The sequence below is a fragment of the Hydrogenophaga bisanensis genome (genome assembly GCF_042665135.1).
Taxonomy (GTDB): domain Bacteria; phylum Pseudomonadota; class Gammaproteobacteria; order Burkholderiales; family Burkholderiaceae_C; genus Hydrogenophaga; species Hydrogenophaga bisanensis.
On sequence record NZ_JBHTBX010000002.1, the window covers coordinates 165,409 to 190,399 of the forward strand.

Annotated in this window: 21 protein-coding genes; 17 read left to right on the forward strand and 4 right to left on the reverse strand. The window is 66.2% G+C overall.

Annotation, left to right across the window (positions count from 1 at the left end; all coding sequences use genetic code 11):
* Nucleotides 1-25: 25 nt before the first annotated feature.
* The 5 genes from ACFQNJ_RS03440 (at nt 26) to ACFQNJ_RS03460 (ending at nt 9,931) form a co-directional block, all read left to right on the forward strand.
* Nucleotides 26-472 (forward strand): response regulator, encoded by a 447-nt coding sequence (locus tag ACFQNJ_RS03440; RefSeq protein ID WP_382253851.1) that lies wholly within the window; start codon nt 26-28, stop codon nt 470-472.
* Complete coding sequence (locus ACFQNJ_RS03445; RefSeq protein ID WP_382253853.1) at nt 472-837, forward strand: response regulator; 366 nt, start codon at nt 472-474, stop codon at nt 835-837. The genes ACFQNJ_RS03440 and ACFQNJ_RS03445 overlap by 1 nt, the downstream gene beginning before the upstream one ends.
* Before the next feature lie 34 nt (nt 838-871).
* Nucleotides 872-1,396 (forward strand): chemotaxis protein CheW, encoded by a 525-nt coding sequence (locus tag ACFQNJ_RS03450; protein WP_374642675.1) that lies wholly within the window; start codon nt 872-874, stop codon nt 1,394-1,396.
* Between the two features lie 104 nt (nt 1,397-1,500).
* Nucleotides 1,501-3,759, forward strand: coding sequence for a methyl-accepting chemotaxis protein (locus ACFQNJ_RS03455; RefSeq protein ID WP_374642676.1), 2,259 nt, complete (start codon nt 1,501-1,503; stop codon nt 3,757-3,759).
* 43 nt (nt 3,760-3,802) lie between these two features.
* Complete coding sequence (locus tag ACFQNJ_RS03460; protein WP_382253855.1) at nt 3,803-9,931, forward strand: hybrid sensor histidine kinase/response regulator; 6,129 nt, start codon at nt 3,803-3,805, stop codon at nt 9,929-9,931.
* A gap of 69 nt (nt 9,932-10,000) precedes the next feature.
* Here the strand turns inward: ACFQNJ_RS03460 and ACFQNJ_RS03465 are convergent, their stop codons facing one another.
* Nucleotides 10,001-11,512, reverse strand: a complete 1,512-nt coding sequence (locus tag ACFQNJ_RS03465; protein ID WP_382253857.1) for a cryptochrome/photolyase family protein — start codon at nt 11,510-11,512, stop codon at nt 10,001-10,003.
* 36 nt (nt 11,513-11,548) lie between these two features.
* Between ACFQNJ_RS03465 and ACFQNJ_RS03470 the strand changes: the two genes are divergently transcribed.
* Genes ACFQNJ_RS03470 through ACFQNJ_RS03495 form a run of 6 tightly spaced genes read left to right on the forward strand, consistent with a single transcriptional unit; the run spans nt 11,549 to nt 16,121 of the window.
* The gene (locus ACFQNJ_RS03470) at nt 11,549-12,139 is read left to right on the forward strand and encodes a YqgE/AlgH family protein (RefSeq protein WP_382253858.1); all 591 of its coding nucleotides are present in this window, start codon (nt 11,549-11,551) and stop codon (nt 12,137-12,139) included.
* 5 nt (nt 12,140-12,144) lie between these two features.
* A complete protein-coding gene (gene ruvX / locus ACFQNJ_RS03475) occupies nt 12,145-12,564 on the forward strand; it encodes a Holliday junction resolvase RuvX (RefSeq protein WP_382254600.1) in 420 nt (139 codons plus the stop codon).
* Nucleotides 12,561-13,094, forward strand: a complete 534-nt coding sequence (gene pyrR, locus ACFQNJ_RS03480; RefSeq protein WP_382253859.1) for a bifunctional pyr operon transcriptional regulator/uracil phosphoribosyltransferase PyrR — start codon at nt 12,561-12,563, stop codon at nt 13,092-13,094. The genes ruvX and pyrR overlap by 4 nt, the downstream gene beginning before the upstream one ends.
* Entirely contained in the window at nt 13,091-14,053 is a 963-nt protein-coding gene (locus ACFQNJ_RS03485) for an aspartate carbamoyltransferase catalytic subunit (RefSeq protein ID WP_382253860.1), read from the forward strand. The genes pyrR and ACFQNJ_RS03485 overlap by 4 nt, the downstream gene beginning before the upstream one ends.
* Nucleotides 14,050-15,381, forward strand: coding sequence for a dihydroorotase (locus ACFQNJ_RS03490; RefSeq protein WP_382253861.1), 1,332 nt, complete (start codon nt 14,050-14,052; stop codon nt 15,379-15,381). The genes ACFQNJ_RS03485 and ACFQNJ_RS03490 overlap by 4 nt, the downstream gene beginning before the upstream one ends.
* Nucleotides 15,378-16,121: a lysophospholipid acyltransferase family protein gene (locus ACFQNJ_RS03495; RefSeq protein ID WP_382253863.1), complete on the forward strand. Its 744-nt coding sequence runs from the start codon at nt 15,378-15,380 to the stop codon at nt 16,119-16,121. Before ACFQNJ_RS03490 ends, ACFQNJ_RS03495 begins: the two co-directional genes overlap by 4 nt.
* Here the strand turns inward: ACFQNJ_RS03495 and ACFQNJ_RS03500 are convergent.
* On the reverse strand, nt 16,106-18,484 hold the full coding sequence (locus ACFQNJ_RS03500; protein WP_382253865.1) for an alpha/beta hydrolase fold domain-containing protein: 2,379 nt from the start codon (nt 18,482-18,484) through the stop codon (nt 16,106-16,108). The two genes, ACFQNJ_RS03495 and ACFQNJ_RS03500, sit on opposite strands and share 16 nt — an antisense overlap.
* Nucleotides 18,485-18,545: 61 nt before the next feature.
* Nucleotides 18,546-19,199, reverse strand: a complete 654-nt coding sequence (locus ACFQNJ_RS03505) for a glutathione S-transferase (RefSeq protein WP_382253867.1) — start codon at nt 19,197-19,199, stop codon at nt 18,546-18,548.
* 89 nt (nt 19,200-19,288) lie between these two features.
* Here ACFQNJ_RS03505 and ACFQNJ_RS03510 point away from each other — a divergent pair, with 89 nt between their 5' ends.
* From ACFQNJ_RS03510 to ACFQNJ_RS03530, 5 genes are all read left to right on the forward strand, one after another.
* Entirely contained in the window at nt 19,289-19,690 is a 402-nt protein-coding gene (locus ACFQNJ_RS03510) for a DUF2946 domain-containing protein (RefSeq protein ID WP_382253868.1), read from the forward strand.
* 134 nt (nt 19,691-19,824) lie between these two features.
* A complete protein-coding gene (locus tag ACFQNJ_RS03515; RefSeq protein WP_382253869.1) occupies nt 19,825-20,406 on the forward strand; it encodes an SCO family protein in 582 nt (193 codons plus the stop codon).
* 27 nt (nt 20,407-20,433) lie between these two features.
* Entirely contained in the window at nt 20,434-20,919 is a 486-nt protein-coding gene (locus tag ACFQNJ_RS03520; protein ID WP_382253870.1) for a copper chaperone PCu(A)C, read from the forward strand.
* A gap of 28 nt (nt 20,920-20,947) precedes the next feature.
* Nucleotides 20,948-21,382, forward strand: coding sequence for a hypothetical protein (locus ACFQNJ_RS03525; protein ID WP_382253872.1), 435 nt, complete (start codon nt 20,948-20,950; stop codon nt 21,380-21,382).
* Nucleotides 21,383-21,460: 78 nt separating this feature from the next.
* Nucleotides 21,461-22,036, forward strand: a complete 576-nt coding sequence (locus ACFQNJ_RS03530; protein WP_382253874.1) for a cyclic nucleotide-binding domain-containing protein — start codon at nt 21,461-21,463, stop codon at nt 22,034-22,036.
* A gap of 67 nt (nt 22,037-22,103) precedes the next feature.
* On the opposite strand, the gene ACFQNJ_RS03535 is transcribed toward ACFQNJ_RS03530, so the two are convergent.
* A complete protein-coding gene (locus ACFQNJ_RS03535) occupies nt 22,104-23,210 on the reverse strand; it encodes an ABC transporter ATP-binding protein (RefSeq protein ID WP_374641208.1) in 1,107 nt (368 codons plus the stop codon).
* Between the two features lie 60 nt (nt 23,211-23,270).
* On the opposite strand from ACFQNJ_RS03535, the gene ACFQNJ_RS03540 reads away from it, so the two are divergent.
* A complete protein-coding gene (locus tag ACFQNJ_RS03540) occupies nt 23,271-24,878 on the forward strand; it encodes an ABC transporter permease (protein WP_382253877.1) in 1,608 nt (535 codons plus the stop codon).
* The last annotated feature ends 113 nt before the right edge of the window (nt 24,879-24,991 follow it).

The following is a 24,991-nucleotide window of genomic DNA, read 5'->3' on the forward strand; positions in this document are numbered from 1 at the left end:
GGTGGTATCCTGCCGGTAATGAGTAATGAGCCGGTCTTACCCGGTGTCCATCGAAAGTGTGGAGGACGCATTCGTGAGCACAGCACCCACCCTCAAGGTACTGGTCGTCGATGACAGCAACACCATTCGCCGCAGTGCGGAGATTTTTCTCAAGCAGGGCGGTCACGATGTCCTGCTGGCCGATGACGGCTTCGATGCCCTGGCCAAGATCAACGACTACCAGCCCGATCTGGTGTTCTGCGACATCCTGATGCCCCGCCTCGACGGCTACCAGACCTGTGCAATCATCAAACGCAATTCGCGTTTCGCCGACATTCCCGTGGTGATGCTGTCTTCCAAGGATGGCGTGTTCGACAAGGCCCGCGGGCGCATGGTCGGCTCCCAGGAATACCTCACCAAACCCTTCACCAAGGACCAGCTGCTGCAGGCCGTGCAGCAGTTTGGCGTTCACCACCACCACGGAGCAGAGTGATGCCCATCCAGAAAGTGCTTGTTGTCGACGATTCCAAAACCGAACTCATGGTTTTGTCGGATCTGTTGGGAAAAAATGGCTACACCGTGCGCACCGCCGAGAATGCGGAAGAAGCCTTTCGTCGGCTCAGCGAGGAAAAGCCGGATCTGATCCTGATGGACGTGGTGATGCCCGGTCAGAATGGCTTTCAGTTGACCCGGGCGATTGCCAGGGACCCTCAGTATTCCAGCATCCCGATCGTCATGTGCACCAGCAAGAACCAGGAGACCGACCGCGTCTGGGGTATGCGTCAAGGTGCTCGCGACTACGTCACCAAACCGGTGGACGCCGAGGAGCTGAGTTCCAAGATCAAGGCATTGGGCTGACCATCCGGTCTGACCGAGCCCACCTCGCCCCAGCATGGCCAACCGACAATCACTCAAGGAACTGCAGGAACGCCTGGCCAGGCGGCTGACCGCCGCCCGGACCGAGGCGGCTACCGTGTCCTGGTTGGCGGTGGAAGCCGGCAATCACCGGTTTCTTCTGCCTCTCGTTCAATCCGGCGAGATCTTCCCCTGGTCGTCGGTCCAGGCGGTTCCCTATACCAAGACCTGGTACCTGGGGGTGGCGAACCTGCGTGGCGGCCTCAACGGGGTCATTGATCTGGCCGGACTGGTGACCGGGCAACCGTCTTCTGCCGACCGTGTCACCTCCGAATCGCGACTGGTCAGTTTGCACTCTGCGCTGGGTGTGAATGCCGTGCTCTGGATTGACCGCCTGCTGGGGCTGCGCAATCCGTCGAGTTTTTCGTCCGTGGGTGAGCGTCCCGCGGACGCTCCCGCTTACGTGACCCGTGTGCTGTTTGACGCGCAAGGCCTTGCCTGGCAGGAACTCGACCTGCAGCAACTGGCCGGCGAACCCGAGTTTCTGGCGATTGCCGCCTGATTCCCGGGGTCGGCTGGCGCGCATCAGTTTCGGGAGATCGTGGCGCGGGCCTGTCCATCGACATTCCCGTGCCACTTTTGGTTTTTCTGTTGGAAGGTAATTTCATGGCCATCTTCGATAGCATCCAGGCATTGATCAAGAAGAAGGATTCCCGCAGCGACGAGCTGGACATCACCCAGTCGTCCGAGCAGGACATTGCCCGGCTCGCTGCTGAACGCCTGGCGCCGGCGCCGGGAGAGGATGGCTACGCCGAAAGCCAGCTGTTGACCACCAACGAAGAGCACATGGCCAAGGCCGGGCTCGTCGACATTCCCTTGCTGGGTCGCAAGTCGGCCGCCCAGCACCAGCGGACCCTGACCCTGATGCTGGGTGCTGGCATCCTGGTGCTCGGTGGCACCACCCTTTATGTGCTGAGTCAGACCGACAAGGTGAGCCAGCAGGTGGCCGCCACCGGTCAGGCGCTGATGCAGTCGCAGCGACTGGCAAAGAGCGTGTCCCAGGCGCTGGTGGGCAGTCCCAGTGCCTTCCCCGAGGTGCGCGAGAGCTCCGATGTGCTGGCGCGCACGGCTCGCGGTCTCAAGAACGGAGATGACCAGCTGGGTATCGCTGCCTTGGGCGGTGGGCTGGTGGTCACGCTCGATGAGGTTCTGCCCAAGGCCGAGCAGGCCGAGGCCAACGCCAAGGCCGTGCTGGCCCAGGAAAAGATCCTGACCCAGGTGGGCGATGCCCTGCGAACCATCAACCGGCAGTCTTCCGACCTGCTGGAGATCGCCGAGACCGTGTCCTCGCTCAAGCTGCAGCAGAACGCGGCGGCGTCCGAGCTGTCCGCCGCCGGTCAGCTGGTGATGCTGACCCAGCGTATCGGTAAATCGGCCAACGAGTTCCTGACGATGGAAGGCGTGAGCCCCGAAGCGGTGTTCCTGCTGGGCAAGGACCTGAACACCTTCAAGGAAGTGGCCGAAGGTCTGCTCAAGGGCAGCGAGGAACTTCGCCTGTCACCTGCGCGTGACGAGCAGGTCAAGGAGCGCCTGGGTGCGCTGCTCGCCCTGTATGAACAGACCCGCACCGAAGCCGGTGCCATTCTGGGCAACCTCCAGGGTCTGGTGTCTGCCCGTGAAGCGCAGACCAACATCATTGCCGACAGCGAACCTCTGCGCCTGAGCCTGCAGAAGTTGCAGGGCGACCTGTCCCAGCAAACCGGCATTGGTGGCGGGCAGCTGGCCGTCCTGCTGCTGTCGGCCCTGTTCTCGCTGGTCTGTGGTGCCGGGTTGGCCTTCGTGCAGCTGCAGGACAGCCGCCAGCGTCAGCGGGTCGCCGAACTGCAGCGACTGGCCGCCGAGCAGCAGGAGCAGGATGCCAAGCGCGTCAATGATGCCAACCAGGCGGCCATTCTTCGCTTGATGAACGAACTGCAGATGGTGGCCGAAGGTGACCTGACCCAGGAAGCCACCGTGACCGAAGACATCACCGGTGCCATTGCCGACTCGGTGAACTACACGGTGGAAGAGCTTCGTTCTCTGGTGGGCAACGTGCAGGCGACGGCCACCCGCGTGGCTCAGACGACCTCTGCGGTGGAAAGCACCTCGACCGAGCTGCTGGCGGCCTCCAACGAACAGCTGCGCGAGATTCGCGAGACCGGCCAGTCGGTGGTGGACATGGCCCAACGCATCAACCAGGTGTCCTCGCAGGCGCAGGAATCTGCCCAGGTGGCCCGGGTCTCTCTGCAGGCCGCCGAGTCCGGTCTTCAGGCGGTGCAGGATGCCATCGGCGGTATGAATGCCATCCGTGACCAGATCCAGGAAACCTCCAAGCGGATCAAGCGTCTGGGTGAATCCTCGCAGGAGATCGGTGAAATCACCGAGCTGATTTCCGACATTACCGAGCAGACGAACGTGCTGGCTCTGAACGCCGCCATCCAGGCCGCTTCGGCCGGTGAAGCTGGCCGGGGCTTCTCGGTGGTGGCGGAAGAGGTGCAGCGACTGGCTGAACGCTCTGCCGACGCCACCCGGCAGATTGCCGCACTGGTGAAGGCCATTCAGACCGACACGCAGGACGCGGTGGCCGCCATGGAGCGGTCCACCCAGGGTGTGGTTGAGGGGGCCAAGCTGTCGGACAACGCCGGTACCGCACTGTCGGAAATCGACCGCGTGTCGCGCCGACTGGCTGAGCTGATTGAGCAGATTTCTGACGCTGCGCTCCGGGAAGCCGAGTCGGCCAACGAAGTGGCCGGCAACATCCAGCACATCTTTGCGGTGACCGAACAGACCGGTGAAGGTACCCGTTCCACCGCCCAGCAGGTGCGTGAACTCTCGGCCATGGCCGAGGAACTGCGCCAGTCGGTGTCGCGGTTCAAGATCGCCTGATTTCCACTGTCCGAGTTCTCACGTGCACAGATAGCGCTTCATCATGCTCGATACCACACCAGGCAGTTTGCAGCCGGAAGCTCCGCTCACCGACCTTGGTCCGCTGGCCTGGGTGTTCGACGAGTTGCGCAAGTCCCTCGAAGGCGCGAACAAGTCGATTCGTCGTTTTGTCCGGGAGTCCGACCAGTCGCGTCGCGATGACCTTGAGGCGGTCGATCCTGCTCCTTTGCGGGTGGCTCGCCAGCAGTTGCACCAGGCGGTAGGCGCCCTGGAGATGGTGGGCCTGGCCGCGCCCGCACAGGTGCTGCGCGCCATGGAGTCGGCGGTCAACCGGTTTGTGCAGAAGCCGCAGACCTGTACCGAAGAGACGGCCGCCAAGGTGGAGAAGGCGGGCTTTGCGCTGGTGGAGTACCTGGAACTGGTGCTCAGCAACAAGCCGGTGCATCCGGTCGCCCTGTTTGCTCAGTACCGGGATGTCCAGGAGATCACGGGCGCCGAACGCGTTCACCCGGCCGACCTCTGGCCCTTCGAAACCCGTGGCCTCGACATCGGCGCCCCAGCGTCGGGCAGTGCCTTGCAGGTCGATGCCCGTTTGCGCTCCCTGATGGACCGTCTGGTGCTGCTGGTGGTGAAGTCCCACAGCCCGGCAGCGGCCTTGCAGCTGGCGCGTTTGTCCGGCAACCTCGCCACCATGGCGGGCGGTGGGCGAGTGACCACCTTCTGGCGGGTGGCCGCTGCCTACTTCGAGGCGGTCGGACTGAATCTGCTGTCCGGCGATGTGTACGCCAAGCGGGCAGCGTCCCGCATTCTGCTGCAGTACGCCGCGTTCTCGCAGGGGCAGACCCAGGTCTCCGAGACGCTGTTGCACGATCTGCTGTTCTTCTGCTCACAGGCCGACCCCGGCGACAGGCCCACCCAGCATCTCAAGGCGGTGCGTGATGCATTCAACCTCGCGTCCCTGCGGCCCGTGGACTACACGCAGGCCACCTTGGGCCGCTACGACCCTGCGTTGCTGCTGCAGGCACGCAAGCGCATCAATGCCGCCAAGGAGTCGTGGTCGCTCTACGCGGGGGGAGATGCCAGCCGGGGTCGTCAGGTCACCGATCAGTTCGGGCTGATTGCCGACTCGCTGCTCAAGCTGCTGCCGGGCAGCACACTTCTGGCACAGACCCTGGTGCGTGCCGTCGAGCAGGGAGTCCGTGACACCAACGGCGTCCAGCCCGAGTTGGCGATGGAAGTGGCCACCACGACGCTGTACCTGGAGGCTGCCTTTGAGGATTTCGATCCCTCCGATCCCGAGTTGACGGAACGCACCAAGGCCCTGGCGATGCGTCTGGACCGACTTCTATCGGGTGGTGCGGCGCAGCCGCTGGAACCCTGGATGGAGCAGCTCTATCGCCGGGTGAGTGACCGCCAGACGCTTGGCAGCGTGGTCGGGGAGCTGAAGGTGTCTCTGGCAGAAGCCGAGAAGTCTCTCGATCAGTTCTTCCGCAACCCGGTGGAAAAAGCGGGGCTGCATGTCGCGCTCAACCAGCTCTCCCAGATGCGGGGTGTGCTGTCGGTGCTGGGCTTGGACCAGGCGGTGCAGGCTGTCGGCCGCATGCGCCAGGTCATCGATCAGATGATCGACACGGATGTGGACGAAACCCAGGCGCGGCAGGCCGGCACATTCGGCCAGCTGGGCGACAACCTCAGCGCCCTGAGTTTCCTGGTCGACATGCTGAACTATCAGCCGGCCCTGGCCAAGAAGGTGTTCACTTTCGACGAGGACAAGGGTGAGCTGATTCCCCTCATGGGTCGCAACCAGCCGGTCGCGACCGCCTTCGAACCGGCGCAGCAGGATGCCCAGGCGATCAGCGCTGGCGTGCAGCGTGTGGTCACCGAGGTTCAGGAAGGTGTGGATCTGGCGTTGCTCAGTGAGCAGTTGGAGCAGATCGCTGACCAGGCCTCGCTGGCTGAACAGCCAGGGGTTGCCAAGGCCGCCCGGGAGGCTGCCCAAGCCGTGGTGGGTGAGGATGGCGCTGCGGGTGCCCAGGCCTTGGTGGATCTGAGTCAGGCCATGGCCGCGCCCGTCCCTGTGCCTGCCCCCACCGCTGCAGCGGTGGCGACCGACGACGAACTCGACGGCGACCTGCTGGATGTTTTCCTGGAGGAGGCCGCCGAGGTGGTGGCCAACGGCAAGGAGGCGGTGACGTTGCTGAGGGACTCCCCCGCCGAGCTGGAGCACCAGACGACCTTGCGGCGTGCCTTCCACACGCTCAAGGGCAGTTCCCGCATGGTCGGGCTCAACGAGTTCGGCGAAGCTGCCTGGGCGATGGAACAGCTGCTCAATGCCTTGCTGGCCGAGCAGCGTCCGGCGGTCCCAGGGCTGCTGGATCTGGCGGCTGACGCGCTGGATGCCTTCGGTGCCTGGACGTCCGACATCGCTGCCGGCCAGGCGTCGGCCTGGAGGGCGCAGCCTTTCAAGGCCAGTGCCGAGGCCTGGCGGGATCAGGGCGTATGGCAACCTGTGGGACGGCCCGAACCTCAAGACACGGCGCCCGTTGCCGAGTCTCCGATGGTGCCGCCCGCGGAATCGCAGGACAGCCTGGTGTTGCCTCAGGAGACCGTGGAGCCCGCGTTCCCCGAGTTCGCCGACACCACCTCGCTGGAGGTTGGCGGACCGGTGGAGACGGTGGAACTCGATTTGCCCGCCGAGCCGTTGCTGGCGGACATCGATTTCTCCAGCCTGGGCGTCGCCTCCGACAAGGCACAGGATCTGGCCACGCCGTCGCAGGCTCTGGACGTGTCCGAGCAGGTGCCGGCCGAGCCCGACGAGTTGCCGTCCATGTTCGACGAACTCGCCATGGACATGGCGTTGCCCGTGGATGAAGCCGACCAGCCGCTTCCGCCGACGCCGGCCACTGCCGATGCGGTCGAGACACCGTTGCCGGAGGTGGCTGATCTGGCATCGCTGCTCGATGCCGATGAGGCACTGCCTGACGTGGCGTTGCCGGATGAGGTCATCGAGGAACCGGTCGTGCCTTTGCTGGCGGAGGAGGAGCCGCCTCTGCCGTCGATCGTGACGCAGGAAGCCGAGTTGCCGACGATCGATGAAACGGTTGCAGACACCGCCGCACCGGCAACCGATTTGCTTGAGTCTGCCGACGACGCGGTCAAGGTGATCGGTCCGCTGCGCATCGGCATCAAGCTCTACAACGTGTACCTCAACGAGGCGGACGAGTGGTCGCGCCGCCTGTGCACGGGACTGGCGGAGTGGGCGCTGGAATACCACGAACCCGTGCACGACCAGGCCGAAGCGCTGGCTCACTCGCTGGCCGGGAGTTCCGCCACGGTGGGCTTCCAGCCCCTGTCGGACATTGCACGGGCCCTGGAGCACGCCATTGGCGCGGTGTCCTCGCATCAGGAGGCCGGCTATCCGGCGACCGAGGCGCAGGCGCGCCTTTTCGTCGAGGCCTCAGAGGAAATCCGACGCCTGCTGCATCAGTTCGCCGCAGGCTTCTACAAGGAGCCCAGCGCAGAACTCCTGGCGGCGCTCTTCGAGGTGGTGCATGCGCCTTTGCCGGCAGAGCCACCGGCGGTGGCTGCGGACGAGGTGTCCGCCGAGTCCGAGGGTCTGGAGCTTGATGAGACGGACTTGCAGGCATTCGAGCCGGAGGCATCCTCTGAACCGGTGGTGGCCGACATCGCGCCCTTTGAGCCGGTGCGCGCCGCTCAGGATCCCATCACGGAATGGGCCACCCTGTCCGAAGCGTCGGCCGCGGGTGTGCAGGACATCGACGATGACATCGACGTGGTGGACACCATCGATGTCGATCTGTTCCCCATCTTCGAGGAAGAAGCGCTCGAGCTTCTGCCCCAGCTGGGCGGTGCTCTTCGGCAGTGGGCGGCACGACCCGACAATGCGGGGGCCCGCTCGGAAGTGCTGCGGGCCTTGCATACCCTCAAGGGCAGTGCGCGTCTGGCCGGTGCCCTGCGTCTGGGTGAAATGGTGCACCGCATGGAAACCGATGCGGAGCGACTGGGCAGTGAAGGGTTGACATCGGCCGCGATTGAGCCGTTGCTGCAGGCTTACGACGCCGTTCTGGTGCGTTTCGAGACGCTGCGCAACGCGGAACACCAGGCGCCCACTGACGTGGTCCAGCGTGCTCCCGAGGAGCCGGTGGCAGCGGAGGCGGCGGTGTCTGTCGATGCCACGGCTGGTTCGATCGAACCGGCCGCAGTCACCGAGTCTGCCACACCGGTCCCGGCACCTGTACAGCCTCTGACCGGCCTGTCTTTGCCTGCTGCGCCTGTGCTGATCCAGGGCAAGGCCGGCGCAGCGGTCAGGGTGCGGCCGGAGCTGCTGGACCGGCTGGTCACCCAGACCGGTGAAGTCATGATCAGCCGCTCGCGCATGGAAGCCGAGCTGCTGACGCTGCGGGGCTCATTGAAGGACCTCACGGGCAACCTGGACCGCCTGCGCCAGCAGCTGCGCGACATGGAACTGCAGGCCGAATCCCAGATGCAGTCGCGCTTGGCTCAAGCGAAGGACACGAACCAGGCGTTCGATCCGCTGGAGTTCGACCGGTTCACCCGGGTCCAGGAACTCACGCGCATGATGGCCGAGTCGGTCAACGACGTGGCCACGGTGCAGCGCAACCTCCAGCGGGCGGTGGAAGCCACTGAAGACAGTCTCGTGGCCCAGGCGCGCCAGACCCGGGAACTGCAGCGTGACCTGTTGCGCACCCGCATGGTGGAGTTCGAGGGCATCTCCGAGCGCCTGTACCGCGTGGTGCGTCAGGCGGCCAAGGAAACGGGCAAGCAGGTGCGGCTGGACATCATCGGCGGTGCCATTGAAATGGACCGCGGTGTGCTGGACCGGATGACCGGCGCCTTCGAGCACCTGCTGCGCAACTGCATCGTTCACGGGATTGAATCGCCGGATGTGCGTCTGGCTGCCGGCAAACCGGCCGAAGGTCATATCGAGGTCCGCCTGTCGCAGGAGCTCAATGACGTGTCGGTGGTGTTCCAGGACGACGGTGCAGGCCTGGATCTGGACCGCCTGAGGGAAAAGGCGGTGGCACAGGGGTACGTCACTGCGGGCACACCGATCAGCGACGAAGACGCTGCCCAGCTGATCTACATGCCAGGGCTCAGCACAGCTGGCGAAGTCACTTCTCTCGCCGGTCGGGGCGTCGGCATGGACGTGGTCCGCAACGACGTGGTGGCCTTGGGTGGCCGTGTGGAAACCGAAACGCATCGCGGTCAGGGTGTGCGCTTCACGCTGGTGCTGCCGCTGACCACCGCGGTCACGCAGGTGGTGATGCTGCGGGCGGGTGATCTGACCCTGGGCGTCCCCTCCAACCTGGTGGAACTGGTGCGCCGTGTATCGCCCGACGAGCTGGCCGCGGCCTATGCCAGCGGCATGCTGCGCGCCGGCAGTGAGGAAGTGCCTTTCTACTGGGCGGGCGCCTTGTTGCAGTCCTCCACGCAGTCGACCGAGTCCAAGAGCCGGACGCTGCCGGTGGTCATCTTCCGAAGCGCCGCACAGCGGGTGGCCATGCACGTCGACGAAGTGCTGGGCAACCAGGAAGTGGTGGTGAAGAACCTTGGCCCGCAACTGTCACGTTTGCCCGGCCTGGCTGGCATGTCTGTGCTGGCTTCCGGTGCCGTGGCGCTGATTTACAACCCGGTGGCGCTGGCGACCGTCTATGGAGCGCAAGTGCGCGAGTGGGTGGCGGCACATCAGCACCTACCCACGCCCGGTTCCGAGGCGCCCAGCGTCGAAGAGGTCGCGCCGGTGGTCAACAGCGTGCCGCTTGTGCTGGTGGTGGACGATTCGATCACCGTGCGCCGCGTGACCCAGCGTCTTCTGCAACGCGAAGGCTACCGGGTGATGCTGGCGGCCGATGGTCTGCAGGCGCTGGAGCGCCTGCAACAGGAGCGGCCGACGGTGGTTCTGTCCGACATCGAGATGCCCCGCATGGATGGTTTCGACCTGGTGCGCAACATCCGCAACGATGTCCGCCTGGCCGACCTGCCGGTGATCATGATCACATCGCGCATTGCCGAGAAGCACCGCGAACATGCGCGTGAGCTGGGGGTTGATCACTACCTGGGCAAGCCCTATTCGGAAGACGAACTGCTGGCGTTGATTGCCCACTACGCCAAGGCAGCCGCCGAGGTCTGACCGGCTTCCGGTTGACCACTTGACCGTCAAAAGACCCCGGCAGATTGCCGGGGTCTTTTCATTCCATGTTCAGCCGGGCAGGGCGCCGGGCTTCTTGACGACGGCGTAGCGCTGCAGTGTGCGCTCCCTGGCCTCGGCATGGTCGACCACAGGCCGCGGGTAGGTGCTCCCGAGGGTGACGCCCCCGGCCAGCAGTTCGAGTTCCCGCGCCTGCCAGGGGGCGTGAATGCAGTTGTCGGGCAGGCCGGCCAGCTGGGGCAGGTAGCGCCGGATGAAGCGGCCTTGCGGATCGAACTTCTCGCTCTGGCTGACCGGATTGAAGATACGGAAGTAGGGTTGGGCGTCACAACCGCTGGAGCTGGCCCACTGCCATCCCCCGTTGTTGGCCGCTAGGTCGTAGTCGATCAGATGGTCGGCGAAGTACTGCTCGCCCCAGTGCCAGTGCAGTCCCAGGTCTTTCACCAGGAAACTGGCCACCACCATGCGCAGACGGTTGTGCATGTAGCCGGTCTGGTTGATCTGGGCCATGGCAGCGTCCACGATGGGATAGCCGGTGCGGCCCTCACACCACGCCGCGAACAGTTCTTTGGCATGCTTGCCGTGCTCGAAGCGGATGCGGTCGTACTCGGGTTTGAAGGCCCGTTCGACCACGTGGGGGTGGTTGGCGAGGATCTGGTGATAGAAGTCCCGCCAGATCAGCTCAGACAGCCAGACACTGGCCCCCTGGATGCCCTGCAGATGCATCTGCCACGCCACGGCGGCGACCTGGCGTATCGAGATCGTGCCAAAGCGCAGGTGCACGCTCAGGTAGCTGGGCCCCTTGATGGCGGGGAAATCCCGTGCCTCATGGTAACGGTCGATGCGCTCGACAAAGCTCTCGAACAGGCGATGAGCTCCGCTGGCGCCAGTGGGCAGCGCCATGGCAGACAGGTTGGTCGGTTCGAAATCGATGTCCGATAACCGCGGCACCGGGTGATTCCATTCCCCGCCAGGCGGCCCAGGCAAGGGCGCCAGCGCAGCCCCCAATGCCTCGACGGGCCAAGGCTTGAGATGCTCTTCCCGGATCTGTTTGAGCCAGGCGTTCTTGTAGGGGGTGAACACGCCGAATACGCCCCCCGCCTGCGTCAGCACCTCGCGACGCTCGAACACGACATGGTCTTTGTGGCCGTGGAACATGATCCCGGCGTGCGCGAGGGCGCCCAGCACGTGGGCGTCCCGGTGTTTGGCAGCGGGATCGTCATCGTGGTTGGCGAAGACGGCCTGCACCCCCAGGCGGGCGGCCACCGCCGGAATCTCGTCCCGGGCCCGGGCGTGTCGCACGATCAAGCCGGTGTCAGGATGGCCGTGAGCCTGTCCGATGGCACGCAGGCGCTGGTCCAGTTCCACCAGGGACTCGCGGATGAACTCGACCCGGCGGTCGGCGGTCAGGCCGCGTTCGACCAGTGGATCCAGGATCTCGGTGTCGAAGACGAACACGCACCAGACCTGCCGGCAGGACTTGAGCGCGTGGTGCAGTGCCGCGTTGTCCTCGGCGCGCAGGTCACGCCGGAACCACATCAGGCCTCTGTCGTAGGTGTTCATGCGGGTGAGCCGGGGGCGGCGGCTTAAAATCAAAAGATGTCTGCCGATTTTGCTCCCACCAACCTGACCGATCATTTCCTGATAGCGATGCCCGGTCTCGGTGATGAGCTATTCGGACGCAGCGTGGTCTACATGTGCGAGCACAGCGACCGCGGCGCCCTGGGCCTGATCATCAACAAGCCGGCCGATATCCACCTGCCCGACCTGTTCGGCAAACTGGAACTTCCCTTCGAGCGCCAGGACCTCCAGCACACGCCGGTGTTCCAGGGCGGGCCGGTGCAGACCGAACGCGGTTTCGTCCTGCACGAAGCCGTGCCTGGCGCGGAAGGCGAATCGGTCTATGCCTCCACCATGACCATTCCCGGTGGCCTGGAGATGACCACCTCTCGCGATGTGCTCGAAGCCATGTCTGGTGGCGCCGGTCCACGCCGGGTCTTCATCACGCTGGGCTATTCCTCATGGGGCAAGGGCCAGCTGGAATCCGAGATCGGGGAAAACAGCTGGCTCACGGTGCAGGCCGACCATTCGTTGATCTTCGATATCCCGGTGGAAGAGCGTTACCAGAAGGCGATGGCCCTGCTGGGTCTTCAGCCCTGGATGCTGTCGCCCGACGCGGGGCATGCGTGAGCGCGATGCCTGCCATGACGGAACCACAGGACGTCGCCACAGGATGCGAGCGCTTTCTGGCCTTCGACTTCGGCCTGAAACGCACCGGCGTGGCCAGCGGCAACCGGCTGACCCGAACCGCCACCCCCCAGCCCACCATCGCGGCCGAGGGGGATGCCCGCTTTCTCCGCATCGCCGACCGGGTCCGTGAGTGGCAGCCGGATGCGCTGGTGGTCGGTGTGCCGTTTCATCCCGATGGGCAGGCGCACGAAAATACCCAGCGGGCCCGCAAGTTCGCCCGCCAGCTGCGCGGCCGTTTGGGTCTGCCCGTGTTCGAGGTGGACGAGCGATACAGCACCACCGAGGCCCACAGCCTGGGCGCGCGGGACGCGGACGCCGCGTCGGCCTGCATCATCCTAGAACAGTTCCTGAGGCAACTGCCATGACCATTGCGCAAACCCATTTCCAGGATGCCCTGCACATCGATGCGGAGCAGCTTTACCAGACCCTGCTGCGCGGTGTTCGCGGGCTGATGGCCAGCGCCGACGGCCCGCTTCAGCTGGCCGGTATCACCTCCGGTGGTGCGTGGCTGGTCGAACGCCTGCAGCGTGACCTGAATCTGGCGGGCGAGGCTGGCGTGATCTCCTCGTCCATGCACCGCGACGACTTTGCCCGGCGCGGGGTGGCCGTGACCGCGCAGACGCGCCTGCCTTTCGATGTCGACGGTGCCCATGTGCTGCTGGTGGACGACGTGCTCTACACCGGTCGTACCCTGCGGGCGGTGCTCAACGAGCTGTTCGACTACGGCCGCCCGGCTTCGGTGAAACTGGCGGTACTGGTCGATCGGGGTGGGCGGGAACTGCCCATCGAGGCCGATTTTGCGGCCGCCCGGGTGACGTTGCCGGCGAGCCAGTCGCTGGAGCTGGCCCGGGATGACGGCGGCCGCCTTCGTTTTGCGGTGGAGACCCGCTCATGATCAATCCCAAGAACCCCCAGCTCAACAAGAACGGTGAACTGGTTCACCTGCTCTCGACCGAGGGCCTGTCCCGCGCGATCCTGACGCAGATCCTGGACACGGCGTCGAACTTCGTGAGCGTGAGCGACCGTGAGGTCAAGAAGGTCCCCCTGCTGCGCGGCAAGAGCGTGTTCAACCTGTTCTTCGAGAACAGCACCCGCACCCGCACCACCTTCGACATCGCCGCGACCCGACTGTCCGCCGACGTCTACACGCTGGACATCGCGCGCAGCTCCACTGCGAAGGGCGAGTCGCTGCTGGACACCATCGCCAACCTCTCGGCCATGGCGGCCGACATCTTCGTGGTGCGCCACAGCGAATCGGGCGCGCCCTACCTGATCGCCCAGCACGTGGCGCCCCATGTGCATGTGGTCAACGCCGGCGACGGCCGCCACGCGCACCCGACGCAGGGTCTGCTGGACATGTACACCATCCGGCACTACAAGAAGGACTTCACCAACCTGTCGGTGGCCATCGTGGGCGACGTGCTGCACTCGCGGGTGGCCCGTTCGGACATCCATGCACTGACCACTCTGGGTTGCCCGGACGTGCGCGTGGTGGGGCCTCGCACCCTGGTGCCCAGCGACCTGTCCCACATGGGTGTTCGGGTCTGCCACACGCTGGAAGAGGGCATCAAGGATTGTGACGTGGTGATCACCTTGCGCCTGCAGAACGAGCGCATGAGTGGTGCCCTGCTGCCTTCCAGCCAGGAATACTTCAAGAGCTTCGGTCTGACGACCGAGCGCCTGCGCTGGGCCAAGCCCGATGCCATCGTGATGCACCCGGGGCCGATCAACCGAGGGGTCGAGATCGACTCCGCCGTGGCCGATGGCCCGCAGAGCGTGATCCTGCCGCAGGTGACCTTCGGGATTGCGGTGCGGATGGCAGTGATGAGCATTGTTGCGGGGAATGTGGCATGAAGATCCTGATCCAGAATGGTCGCGTGATGGACCCGGCGACGGGGCGCGACGAGCTGGCCGATGTGGCCATCGCGGCCGGGCGCATCATCGCGATTGGCAAGGTGGCCCATGATTTCCACCCCAACCGGACCATCGACGCGACCGGCTGTGTCGTGGCCCCGGGTCTGGTTGATCTGGCGGTGCGCCTGCGCGAGCCTGGTCAGGAGCATGCGGGCATGCTCGAGAGCGAGATGGCGGCGGCGGTGGCCGGTGGTGTGACATCGCTGGTCTGCCCGCCGGACACCGATCCGGTGCTGGATGAGCCCGGACTGGTCGATATGCTCAAGTTCCGGGCGGAAAAGCTGCACCAGGCGCGCGTGTTCCCGCTCGGAGCGCTGACCCGTGGCCTCAAGGGCGAAGTGCTGACCGAGATGGCCGAGCTGACCGAGTCGGGCTGCATCGGATTCGGGCAGGCCGAGGTGCCGATCGTCAACGTGCAGGTACTCCAGCGTGCGCTGCAGTATGCGGCGACCTTTGGCTACACCGTGTGGCTGCGGCCGCAGGATTTCTGGCTGGGCAAAGGGGTGGCGGCCAGCGGCGCGCTGGCCACGCGCCTGGGGCTCTCGGGCGTTCCGGTCGCCGCCGAGACGATTGCCTTGCACACCCTGTTCGAGTTGCTGCGTGGCATCCACGGCGCCAGCCGGGCGGCGGGTGAGAAGGGCGTGCGCGTTCACCTGTGCCGCATCAGCAGTGCCGCCGGACTCGACCTGGTCCGGCAGGCCAAGGCGGAAGGCCTGCCGGTCACCTGTGACGTGAGCGTGCACAACCTGCACCTGACCGAAATGGACATCGGCTACTACGACAGCCGCACGCGCCTGCAGCCGCCGTTGCGTCAGCAGCGCGACCGCCAGGCCCTGAGGCAGGGTTTGGCCGACGGCACCATCGATGCACTGGTGTCCGACCACAACCCGGTCGATGCGGATGCCAAGGTGCTGCCCTTCGCCGAGGCGGAGCCGGGAGCAACGGCGGTGGAGTTGTTGCTGGGGTTGGCCGCCAAGTGGGCACAGCAGGAGGGCCTGGGCCTGATGCAGGCGCTGGCGGCGGTCACCACGGGACCGCAGAAGGTACTGGGCAGCAGCCTGGGCACCCTTCAGGCCAGCGTCGGCCAGATCGCCGAGGGCGGTGTCGCGGACCTGTGCGTCTTCGATCCGAACGGCTCCTGGCAGGTGTTGCCCGCCGGACTGCGCAGCCAGGGCAAGCACACGCCTTTCGAGGGGCATGAACTGCCGGTCCGTGTGCGGACCACCCTGGTGGGCGGGCAGATTGCCTGGCAAGCCGCCCACGCGTGAAAGTTCTGCGTGCAGCCTGGCGTGCCCTGCGCGCCCTGGCCCATGTGCTGCGTGGCCTCTGGATCATCCGGACCGAGTTCGGCCGGCTGACGCCCGATGCTTGCGCGCTGCTGGTGCGTGAGTGGTCGCGCGGCATGCTGCGCATCATGGGGGTGGCGCTGGAGGTCAGGGGCTCGGCGCCCACCGGCGGTCCGATGCTGCTGCTGGCCAACCACATCTCCTGGCTGGATATCCTGGTCATGAATGCGGCCTGCCCGGTGCGCTTTGTCTCCAAGGCCGATGTGAAGCATTGGCCGGTGCTGGGCGCGCTCATCACCGGCGCGGGCACCATCCTGATCGAGCGCGAGAGCCGCCGGGACGCGATGCGGGTGGTGCACCAGATGGCCGAACACCTCAAGGCGCGGGATCTCATAGCTGTGTTTCCGGAGGGCACGACCGGGGATGGTCGCAGCCTCTTGCCCTTTCATGCCAACCTGCTGCAGGCCGCCATTTCCACCCATGCTCCGCTGCTGCCGGTCGCATTGCGTTTTGTCGATGGCGATGGCCGCATCAGTGATGCGCCGCTGTTTGTCGGAGACACCACCTTGCTGGCGTCCATCTGGTCCACCCTGCGTGCCGATGGCCTCACGGCGCGGGTGACCTACGGGCACCCCGAACTGGCTGAGGGCCGCGACCGTCGCAGCCTGGCCAGGGACATGCAGCAGGCGGTGCAGGCGCTGCTCGATCAGTCGGTCTCGTAGTCGGCTGCCCGTGGGGGCCAGACTGCCCGGACGTACTCGGCGGTGAAACCCGGGAACAGGGCGACGATCTTGCCTCCCTCCATCCGGTACCAGCTTCGGCATTGGGCCCAGACCGACCCTCCCAGGCGCTGCTGCAGCGCCCGGTTGTGCTCGGTCATGACCTCTGGTCTCACGGCGATCCAGCGCTGGCCTGCTTGCCTGACCCGCTGCATGCAGGCGATGGCGTGCCGCACTTCGGGTTCGATGTACAGCAGTGTGGAGGTGTGACCGGTGGCCGTGTTGGGGCCGAGCATCAGGAACAGGTTGGGGAAGCCCGCCACGCTGATGCCGTGGTAGGCCTGCGGTCCCTGCGACCACGCCTGGCGCAAAGTCTGGCCACCCAGGCCGGTGACCTGAACGGACGACAGCAGCTGTACCGTATCGAAGCCGGTGGCGCACACCAGCACGTCCACCGGTCGCTCGCGGCCGTCGGTGGTGACGATGCCGCGCGGGGTGATGCGCTCGATGCCGGTGGTCACCAGTTCCACATGGGGCCGGGTCAGCGCCGGATAGAAGTCGTTGGAATAGATGATGCGCTTGCACCCCAGCGGATAGGTCGGGGTGAGCGCGTCCCGCAGCGCCGGATCGGGCACCTGGCGGTCCCGGTGCAGCGCCGCGGTCTTGAGCATGCCGCGCCGCGCCACCGTGCCCTCGTCAAAGCCCCGTCGCCCCCACTCCAGGACCTGCGTCCAGGCCCAGCGTGTGAAGACGGCATAGGGCGGCAGCCGCGCCAGCAGGTGGTCGAGCCACCCGTAGCGGCGGTCCAACCGGGGCAGCACCCAGTTGGCGGTGCGCTGGAACACATGCAACCGCGCGGCCTGCGCGGCGATCGGCGGCACCAGCTGCGACGCGGTGGAGCCGGTGCCGATGACGGCGACTCGACGTCCCGCCAAGGGGGTGCGGTGGTTCCAGCGTGCCGAATGCAGGCGGTCACCGGCAAAGCTGTCCAGTCCGGGGATGCCGGGCCAGCGGGGCTGGTTCAGCGGGCCGGTGCTGCACACAAAGAACCGTGCGCGCAAGGTGTCACCGCGCGCGGTCCTCAGGTGCCAGTGGCCGGTGGTGTCGTCAAAGCGGGCTTCGGTCAGTTCTGTGCCCAGGCGCGTGCGTGCGCCCAGGTGGTGCCGGTCGGCCAGGGCTTGCGCATAGCGCTGGATTTCGGGTGCCGATGCAAATCGCCGTGACCAGCGCGGGTTGGGCGCGAACGAGAACGCGTACACCGGCGAGGGCACATCCACATGGGCGCCCGGGTAGGTGTTGTCCCACCAGGTGCCGCCCACCCCCGGCTGCTTCTCCAGCATGACCCAGTCGCGGATGCCTGCCCGGTTCAGGCCGATGCCCATGCACACGCCGGACATGCCGGCGCCCATGATGACCACCTCGTGCTCGCTATGGCGTGGGGCGGTCACTGCGTCCAGACGCTGGCGCGCGAAGTGGCACAGCCGCGCGATGGCCTCGTCGGCACTGCGCAGCGCCCCGCCGTGCAGCTGGAACACATGCCAGCGCCGTTCGGTGATCTCGCAGCGGCTGGTCACGCCGGCGGATTGCAGCGCTTCGTGAAGGGCCAGTGCCTGGCCGTGGAGCATCTCGTCGGTGGCGGCCTGGATCAGCACTGGTGGCAGGTCGCGCAGATCGGCCTTCAGCGGCGAGGTCACCCAGACGCGTTGATCCGGTGGGCTCGCCAGGTAGTACGCCGCACAGGCCTGCGCCCAGGCAGCGCTGAGCATGGCTTCTCCCGGTGGCTCTGGCGGCAGCGTGTCCGGTGCCATGTCGGCCCATGGGGACAGCAGCATCAGGCCGGCAGGCTGCTCCTCACCCGCCTCACGCAGGGCCAAGGTCAGCGACAGGGCCAGTCCGCCACCGGCCGAATCCCCGGCAACCACGACCGGTCCCCGTTGGCGCAGGGCCCGGTAGGCGGCCAGGGCATCGTCCAGCGCCGCAGGGAAAGGGTGTTCCGGCGCCAGGCGGTAGTCGGCCGCAAAGACAGGCACACCCGTGCCCTGTGCCAGCCGCGCCGTGAGCGCGCGGTGGGTGGCCGGGCTGCCCACGCAGTAGGCTCCGCCATGCAGATACAGCAGGGTGCCGGCGCGCACCGCCGGCACATCGCCATGGCGCAACCATTGACCGGGCACGCCGCCAGCGTCACCCGGGTTGATGCTCACCGAACGCGGCACCAGCGAGATGCGGGCCAGCGCGGACAGCCAGCGGCGTTGAAAGACGATGGACCAGCGCGGCGAGAACACAGGCTTGAGCAGGGTGCGCAAGGTGGTGCGCAACGCGGCGGCCACCAGGGCTTCCAGCCAGCCGGCGGGGCGATAGGTCTCCATGGGCGACGACTCCTGCGGTGAACGCTGCGGCGATGGTGCCACAGGAAGCCGGGGGCCGGTATCAGCCCTTGGCCGCCCGTGCGCGCTGCATCAGCAGATCGGTGTTGGTCTTGCGGTCGGCATTGACCTTGACCACGCTGGGCCGCTCCCCGACCGCCTTGAGATAGTCGCGCACCGGCAGATCGACCAGGAAGTCGCGGCCATAGATGATCTTGGTGGCTCCCGATACCAGTGGCAGGTGGACGATGGCGGCGCAGTCCGCCAGGGTGAAGTGGTCACCGGCCACGTACGGTGAGAACTTGGCCAGCTTCGCAAACGCCGCGATGTTCTTTTCTAGCTGCTGGGCCGTTTTCTCCTTGGCGCTGTCGCTGACCTTGCCGCCGAAAAAGGCCTCAGGGTAGAGGTTGCGTGCCACCAGTTCCAGGTGCAGCTCAAGGTAGCGCAGCAGCTCGCGTACCTTGGCGGCCGCAAACGGGTCGGCGGGCAGCAAGGCCGGCTGCGGGTACTTGGCCTCGATGTACTCCAGCATGACGGTGGACTCGCACAGCGCGCCCTCGTCGGTCTTGAGATACGGCACCTTGCCCAGCGGGCTGGCCGCCAGGTCGGTCTCGCCGACCCAGGCCAGCTCCTCGCTGAACGGCACGTCCTTTTCGAGCAGGGCGAGCTTGACCTTGTTGTAGTAGTTGCTGGCAGCGAAACCGCAAAGGGTGATCATGGGTGTCTCCTGAGGAATGATCGGCCAATGTTAGGTCGTGCGGCGTGCATCCGGTGGTCGCAAAGATGACGCGCTGCTACACTGCGGGGATGACGTTCCTGCGCCTGTACCGACGCTTCGGTGCCTGGCTGGCCATCCTGGCCTTGCTGGCAGGTGCGCTGTCGCCCACGCTGGCACAGGCCATGGTGACCGGATCCGACCGCGCCGACTGGCTCGAAGTCTGCAGCGTCAGCGGCATGGTGTGGGTCAAGGCCGATACCGGCGAGGTGTCCGATCACCAGCCCGACGACGGGCAGCCCGTCGGCAGTGCGGTCCAGCACTGTCCCTGGTGCACCCTGCACGGAGCGGGCGCTGGCCTTCCCCCCGTGGATCCTCCTGCGCTCACCCTGGGCGAGCGAGCCACCGATCTCCCCCCGGCCTTCTACCGCGCCCCCGTGGGCGCCACCGTCTGGGCGAGCGCCCACTCACGCGCACCACCGCTGACCGCCTGAAACCCCGCCGTGGAGCGTCCTTTCGAGGGCGCTCCGTTTCTGGTCCTGTTTCAGGAGGCGTCGTGCCTCATTCACCGATTCATCCCTTTGCATCTGCCTGTGCGGCACGCGGGCCGTCGCGCAGGCGTTTGCTGATGGCCCTGGCGGCCGCCAGCAGCCTGTCACTGATGGCCTGTGATGGCCCGGTCAGCAGCGGGTCGTCCTTCAAGGGCATCGACATCACCGGCGCCGACTACGCGCGCGGCTTTACCCTGACCGACTTTCATGGGCAGGCTCGATCGCTGGCGGACTTCCGCGGCAAGGTGGTGATGCTGTATTTCGGCTTCGTCCAGTGCCCGGACGTCTGTCCGACGGCGCTGACCCGTGCCGCCGCCGTGATGCAACAGCTTGGCCCCCTGGCGACCGATTTGCAGGTCATCTTCATCACGGTCGATCCGGAGCGGGACACCCCGGACCTGCTGCGCGAGTACCTGGCGTCCTTTCATCCCTCGTTTCTGGCGCTGACGGGCAGCGCCGACCAGATCAAGGCCGCGGCCGACGAGTTCAGGGTCTATTTCAAGAAGGTCCCTACCGGCAGCAGCTACACCATGGACCACACCGCGCTGTCCTATCTGTTTGACCGGCAGGGGCGCATCCGCGTCGTCTTGCGTCACGAACAGACCGCCGACGACTACGCCGCCGACATTCGCCAGCTGCTGGCGATGCCGTCTGCCTGATTTTTTTACCAACCCAAGGAGTTCATCATGAAAAAACTGATCATCACCGGCCTGCTGGCCATGACCACCGCCGCCTGGGCACAGACCACCGTGAAAGTTGAGGATGCCTGGGTGCGCGGCACCGTGTCCACCCAGAAGGCCACCGGCGCGTTCATGCGCCTGACCCCGTCGGCCAATGCCCGTCTGGTGGAGGCCCAGTCCCCGGTGGCCGGCGTCGTCGAGATCCATGAAATGGCCATGGAGAAGGACGTGATGAAGATGCGCCAGATTCCGGGGCTGGACCTGGCCGCAGGTCGCACGATGGAGCTCAAGCCCGGTGGCTACCACGTGATGCTGATGGACCTCAAGCAGCAGCTCAAGGGCGGTGACACCGTGCCCCTGACCCTGGTGTTCGAGGACGACGCCAAGAAGCGTTTCACCCAGGAACTCAAGGTGCCCGTGACGGCCCTGGGCGGTGGCAACGCGCCGGCGCCCATGAAACACGACATGGGTCATGGTGCCCACAAGCATTGATCCGCGATCACCGAAGCAGGAGCACCGCATGAAATTCATTGGACTCACCCGCGTATCGACGCTGCTGTTGGCCCTGGCGCTGACGACCGGCCACAGCCTGGCCAAAGGCGTTCCCGGCGACGGTGCCATTCCCGTCGTGGAACTGATGCCTCTGACCATGAAGCACGAGGCCGACCTGCAGTTGTCGGACCAACAGATCCAGGCGCTGGCCGACTACCGCAAGCAGGCCATGCCTGGCCGTGTGGCGATCCAGAAGAAGATCATCGACCTGCGCGGCCAGTTGCGCCTGGCCATGCTGGAGAACCGGCCTCAGGCCGATCGTGAGGCCTTGATGGCGCAGATTGCCGAGGCCGAGGTGGCCCATTTCGAAGGTCGCAACCGATGCGTGGAGCAGCTGCGAAAGACCTTGAGTGCCGAGCAGTTCGCGCAGCTGACCAAGCTGTATCTGCAAGGCCTTCGCTGAGGCAAGGCTACGTCCCAGGTCGCCTGTTCCACGAGCCCGTGCGGGGCCGACGGTTCAGTTTGTGATGAGGAGAGGGTGGTGAATACGAGTTTGATGGTGGAATGGAATGCCTGCGAAGAGCAGGCCGGTATCTTCAAGTCCGGCGACTTCGGGGGCGTCTGGCGGGTACTGGATGGCGTCGTGCGCATGGACCGGGAGTCGGGACCCTTGCGCCTGCCCGTGCAGCTGGCGTTGCCCGGTGATCTGGTGGGTGTGGAGGCCCTGTGCGACATGCCTTACCAGTTCTCTGCCTCGGCCTTCACCCCCTGTCGGCTGGAGCGGGTCGTGGTGCGGGACGAGGCCCATCGTCAGGCCCTGCTGCGCCAGGCCCTGCTCCAGCAGCAGAGCCGGAGCCAGGACATGGTCAACCTGCGCACCGGCAGCGTGGCGCAGCGCATGGGGCATCTGCTTGGATTGCTCGGGCTGCCGTGGCAGGGTTTGAAGCAGGAGTCGGTGGGCGCCAGCGACGCCGTCCGCAACGCGTTGCCCTCGTTGCTGGAGTTGTCCGAGATGGTTGATGCCAAGCGGGAGACCGTGTGCCGGGCCTTGGCCCAGTTGCTTCCGCCCAGAACCCGCCGGGGTGCTGCGTCGCCGCAGCTTCGCATCGCCGCCTGAGCCCTCTGCGCTTTCATCCGGGATGCCCCGCAGGGCAACCCGCTGCCCTGCGGGCAGCAGACCTGTCTCAGCGCACCGCCACGCCCGGTGCAGGCGGCGCGCTGCGGCTGCCGCCCCGCTCGAAGGTAACCACGTGGTCCACCTCGGCGCGGATGCCGATCCATTCGCCCACCTCGTGGTTGTGGTGGGACGGCACGTGGGTCATCAGGGTCTCGCCGCTGCCCAGGCGCAGCGTGTAGAGGAACTCCGAACCACGGAATGCCTTGCGCACGATCTGCGCCTTCACCGGCGCGTTGTCGTCGTGGACGATGTCATCGGCCCGCAGCAGCACATCGCACAGGCCGGAGTCGTAGGCGGAGGGCAGGGGGCATTCCTCGATGTCCTGCAGCGCCCCCAGCGGTGTCTGCACCGAGACCTCGCCACCATCCAACCGGATCTGGGCCGGGGCGAACACGCCGTGCCCGATAAACTCGGCCACAAAGCGGGTGGCCGGGCGGTGGTAGAGGGCGTAGGCGTCATCCCACTGGTGCAGTCGGCCCTCGTGCATCACGCCGATCAGGTCGCCGATGGCAAAGGCTTCCAGCTGGTCGTGCGTCACGAACAGGGCGGTGGCGTTGGCGGCCTTCAGAATGGCGCGCACCTCGTGCGCCAGGCGTTCCCGCAGATCGACATCGAGGTTGGAGAAGGGCTCGTCGAGCAGGAGCAGGCGCGGCTGGGGTGCCAGTGCGCGCGCCAGCGCCACGCGCTGCTGCTGACCGCCCGAGAGTTCGTGGGGGTAGCGCCGCTGCAGACCGTCCAGCCCCACCAGGCGAAGCACCTCGGCGATGCGGGCCTCGCGCTGGTTGCGCGGCAGCTGCGCGATCCCGAAGCCCACATTGCGGCCGACATCCAGATGGGGAAACAGCGCGTAGTCCTGGAACACCATGCCGATGCGCCGGCGCTCGGCGGGCAGGTGGTGCTGGCCGTCACTGACCGTTTCACCCCCCAGGACGATGCGCCCTGCGCTGGCGCGCTCCAGTCCGGCGACCGCGCGAAGCAGTGTGGTCTTGCCGCAGCCCGACGGCCCGATGAGCACGCCGATCTCGCCCGCGCGCAGGCCCAGGGTGACATCGTCCACGGCCGCCTGGGCCTGTCCGGGGTAGCGAACGCTGAGCTTGGAGACGTCGAGGAACATAACTGCCATTGTAGATAACTACAATTCTCATTTCATGCCTTTGTCCCACGTCCGTTTTTCATGCCCGCCCGCCTGTTCCAGTCGCTGCTGATCCTGCTGGCGCTGCTGCTGGTGCTGCCCGTGCTGGCCTTGGCCGGGGCGTGGCTGCAGTTCGATCACACATCGGCGCAGGTCTTGCGCGAGATGGCAGACACGGTCCTGCCCGCCTACACCGGTACCTCGCTGATCCTGTGCCTGAGCGTGGCCGCGGGCGTCGCGGTCGTGGGCATGGGCACCGCCAGTGCGGTGACCCTGTTCGATTTTCCCGGGCGGCGGCATTTCGAATGGGCGCTGCTGCTGCCCCTGGCCATGCCCGCCTACGTCGTGGCCTATGCCTACACCGACTTCCTGCAGTTCAGCGGTCCGCTGCAGACCTGGATCCGCGAGGCCTTCGGTGTCCGGGGACGCGTGTTCCCCGAAATCCGCAACACGCCCGGTGCCGTCTGGGTCTTCACCTTCTCGCTGTACCCGTACGTCTACCTGCTGGCCCGTACCGCGCTGGCCGAACGGGCGTCGCAGCTGATGGAGGCCGCCCGGCTGCTGGGCGCTCCCATGGGACGACGCATCCGCGAAGTCGCGCTGCCGCTGGCCCGGCCGGCCGTGGCCGCCGGTGTGGCCCTGGCGCTGATGGAGACGCTGGCCGATTTCGGTGTGGCCAGCTATTTCGGCGTCCAGACCTTCACGGCCGGGATCTACAAGGCCTGGCTGGTGATGGACAACCGGGTGGCAGCGGCCCAGCTGGCCACCATGCTGCTGGCTCTGGTCGCCCTGCTTTTGTGGCTGGAACACCGGGCGCAACAGCGCATGCGCTTTGCCGCCCTGCGGGGGCAACGGGCTGGCAGCGCCGAGGCCCAGCCTGTCCGGCTGCATGGCCGTCGGGCCTGGCTGGCCTGGCTGGTGTGTGCGGTGCCCATCCTGGCTGGATTTGTCCTGCCGGTGGCGTTCATGGTGCGCCCCCTGGTGGGCGGCTGGGACGAACTGCCCTGGACCATGTTCGTGCAATGGTCGGTCAACAGTGTCCGGCTGGCGGGCCTGTCCGCACTGCTGGCCACGCTGCTGGCCTTGGCCATGGCTTATGCCCTGCGCATGCGGCCGGGCTGGATCACGCGGGGCGTGGTGCAGCTCACCGGGCTGGGTTATGCGGTGCCTGGGGCGGTGATCGTCGTCGGCCTGCTCCTGCCGGTGGGCTGGGTTCAGGCGGTGCAGCCGGATTCTTCGCTGGGCTACTGGATCACCGCCACCGCCATCGGGATCGTCTGGGCCTACCTGGTGCGCTTCACGGCGGTGGCCCTGCAGTCTGTCCAGAGCGGCTACGCGCGCGTGCCGGTCAGCCTGGACGATTCCGCCCGCATGCTGGGCAGCACCGGGCTGGCCTTGGCCAGGCGGGTGCACTGGCCGCTGCTGCGCCGCTCGACCGCCGCCGCGGCACTGCTGGTGTTCGTCGACGTGATGAAAGAACTGCCCGCCACGCTGGTGCTGCGGCCGTTCAACAGCGACACCCTGGCCGTCGTGGCCTACCAGCTGGCACGCGATGAACGGCTGGGCGAGGCCGCGCTGCCTGCGTTGACCCTGGTGGTCGTGGGGCTGGTGCCGGTGATCCTGCTCTCGCGCACCTTGCGTCAGCGCTGACGCCTTCGTGACAAAGTAGTAGGAAATCCGAAATCTGGGTGGCCGAAACCCTGCTTTTTGCCTCAAGCCCATGGGACTTGCGCCGATATCTTTAACAAATACTAACGATATCT

Excerpts from the sequence above, each read along its gene's own strand:
- pyrR (WP_382253859.1), top strand. The coding sequence starts at position 12,561 with ATGACCATTGCGCAAACCCATTTCCAGGATGCCCTGCACATCGATGCG.
- ruvX (WP_382254600.1), top strand. The coding sequence starts at position 12,145 with ATGCCTGCCATGACGGAACCACAGGACGTCGCCACAGGATGCGAGCGC.
- ACFQNJ_RS03515 (WP_382253869.1), top strand. The coding sequence starts at position 19,825 with ATGGCCCTGGCGGCCGCCAGCAGCCTGTCACTGATGGCCTGTGATGGC.
- ACFQNJ_RS03485 (WP_382253860.1), top strand. The coding sequence starts at position 13,091 with ATGATCAATCCCAAGAACCCCCAGCTCAACAAGAACGGTGAACTGGTT.
- ACFQNJ_RS03520 (WP_382253870.1), top strand. The coding sequence starts at position 20,434 with ATGAAAAAACTGATCATCACCGGCCTGCTGGCCATGACCACCGCCGCC.
- ACFQNJ_RS03525 (WP_382253872.1), top strand. The coding sequence starts at position 20,948 with ATGAAATTCATTGGACTCACCCGCGTATCGACGCTGCTGTTGGCCCTG.
- ACFQNJ_RS03440 (WP_382253851.1), top strand. The coding sequence starts at position 26 with ATGAGCCGGTCTTACCCGGTGTCCATCGAAAGTGTGGAGGACGCATTC.
- ACFQNJ_RS03505 (WP_382253867.1), bottom strand. The coding sequence starts at position 19,199 with ATGATCACCCTTTGCGGTTTCGCTGCCAGCAACTACTACAACAAGGTC.
- ACFQNJ_RS03470 (WP_382253858.1), top strand. The coding sequence starts at position 11,549 with ATGTCTGCCGATTTTGCTCCCACCAACCTGACCGATCATTTCCTGATA.
- ACFQNJ_RS03450 (WP_374642675.1), top strand. The coding sequence starts at position 872 with ATGGCCAACCGACAATCACTCAAGGAACTGCAGGAACGCCTGGCCAGG.
- ACFQNJ_RS03510 (WP_382253868.1), top strand. The coding sequence starts at position 19,289 with ATGACGTTCCTGCGCCTGTACCGACGCTTCGGTGCCTGGCTGGCCATC.
- ACFQNJ_RS03445 (WP_382253853.1), top strand. The coding sequence starts at position 472 with ATGCCCATCCAGAAAGTGCTTGTTGTCGACGATTCCAAAACCGAACTC.
- ACFQNJ_RS03535 (WP_374641208.1), bottom strand. The coding sequence starts at position 23,210 with ATGTTCCTCGACGTCTCCAAGCTCAGCGTTCGCTACCCCGGACAGGCC.
- ACFQNJ_RS03460 (WP_382253855.1), top strand. The coding sequence starts at position 3,803 with ATGCTCGATACCACACCAGGCAGTTTGCAGCCGGAAGCTCCGCTCACC.
- ACFQNJ_RS03540 (WP_382253877.1), top strand. The coding sequence starts at position 23,271 with ATGCCCGCCCGCCTGTTCCAGTCGCTGCTGATCCTGCTGGCGCTGCTG.
- ACFQNJ_RS03500 (WP_382253865.1), bottom strand. The coding sequence starts at position 18,484 with ATGGAGACCTATCGCCCCGCCGGCTGGCTGGAAGCCCTGGTGGCCGCC.
- ACFQNJ_RS03490 (WP_382253861.1), top strand. The coding sequence starts at position 14,050 with ATGAAGATCCTGATCCAGAATGGTCGCGTGATGGACCCGGCGACGGGG.
- ACFQNJ_RS03465 (WP_382253857.1), bottom strand. The coding sequence starts at position 11,512 with ATGAACACCTACGACAGAGGCCTGATGTGGTTCCGGCGTGACCTGCGC.
- ACFQNJ_RS03455 (WP_374642676.1), top strand. The coding sequence starts at position 1,501 with ATGGCCATCTTCGATAGCATCCAGGCATTGATCAAGAAGAAGGATTCC.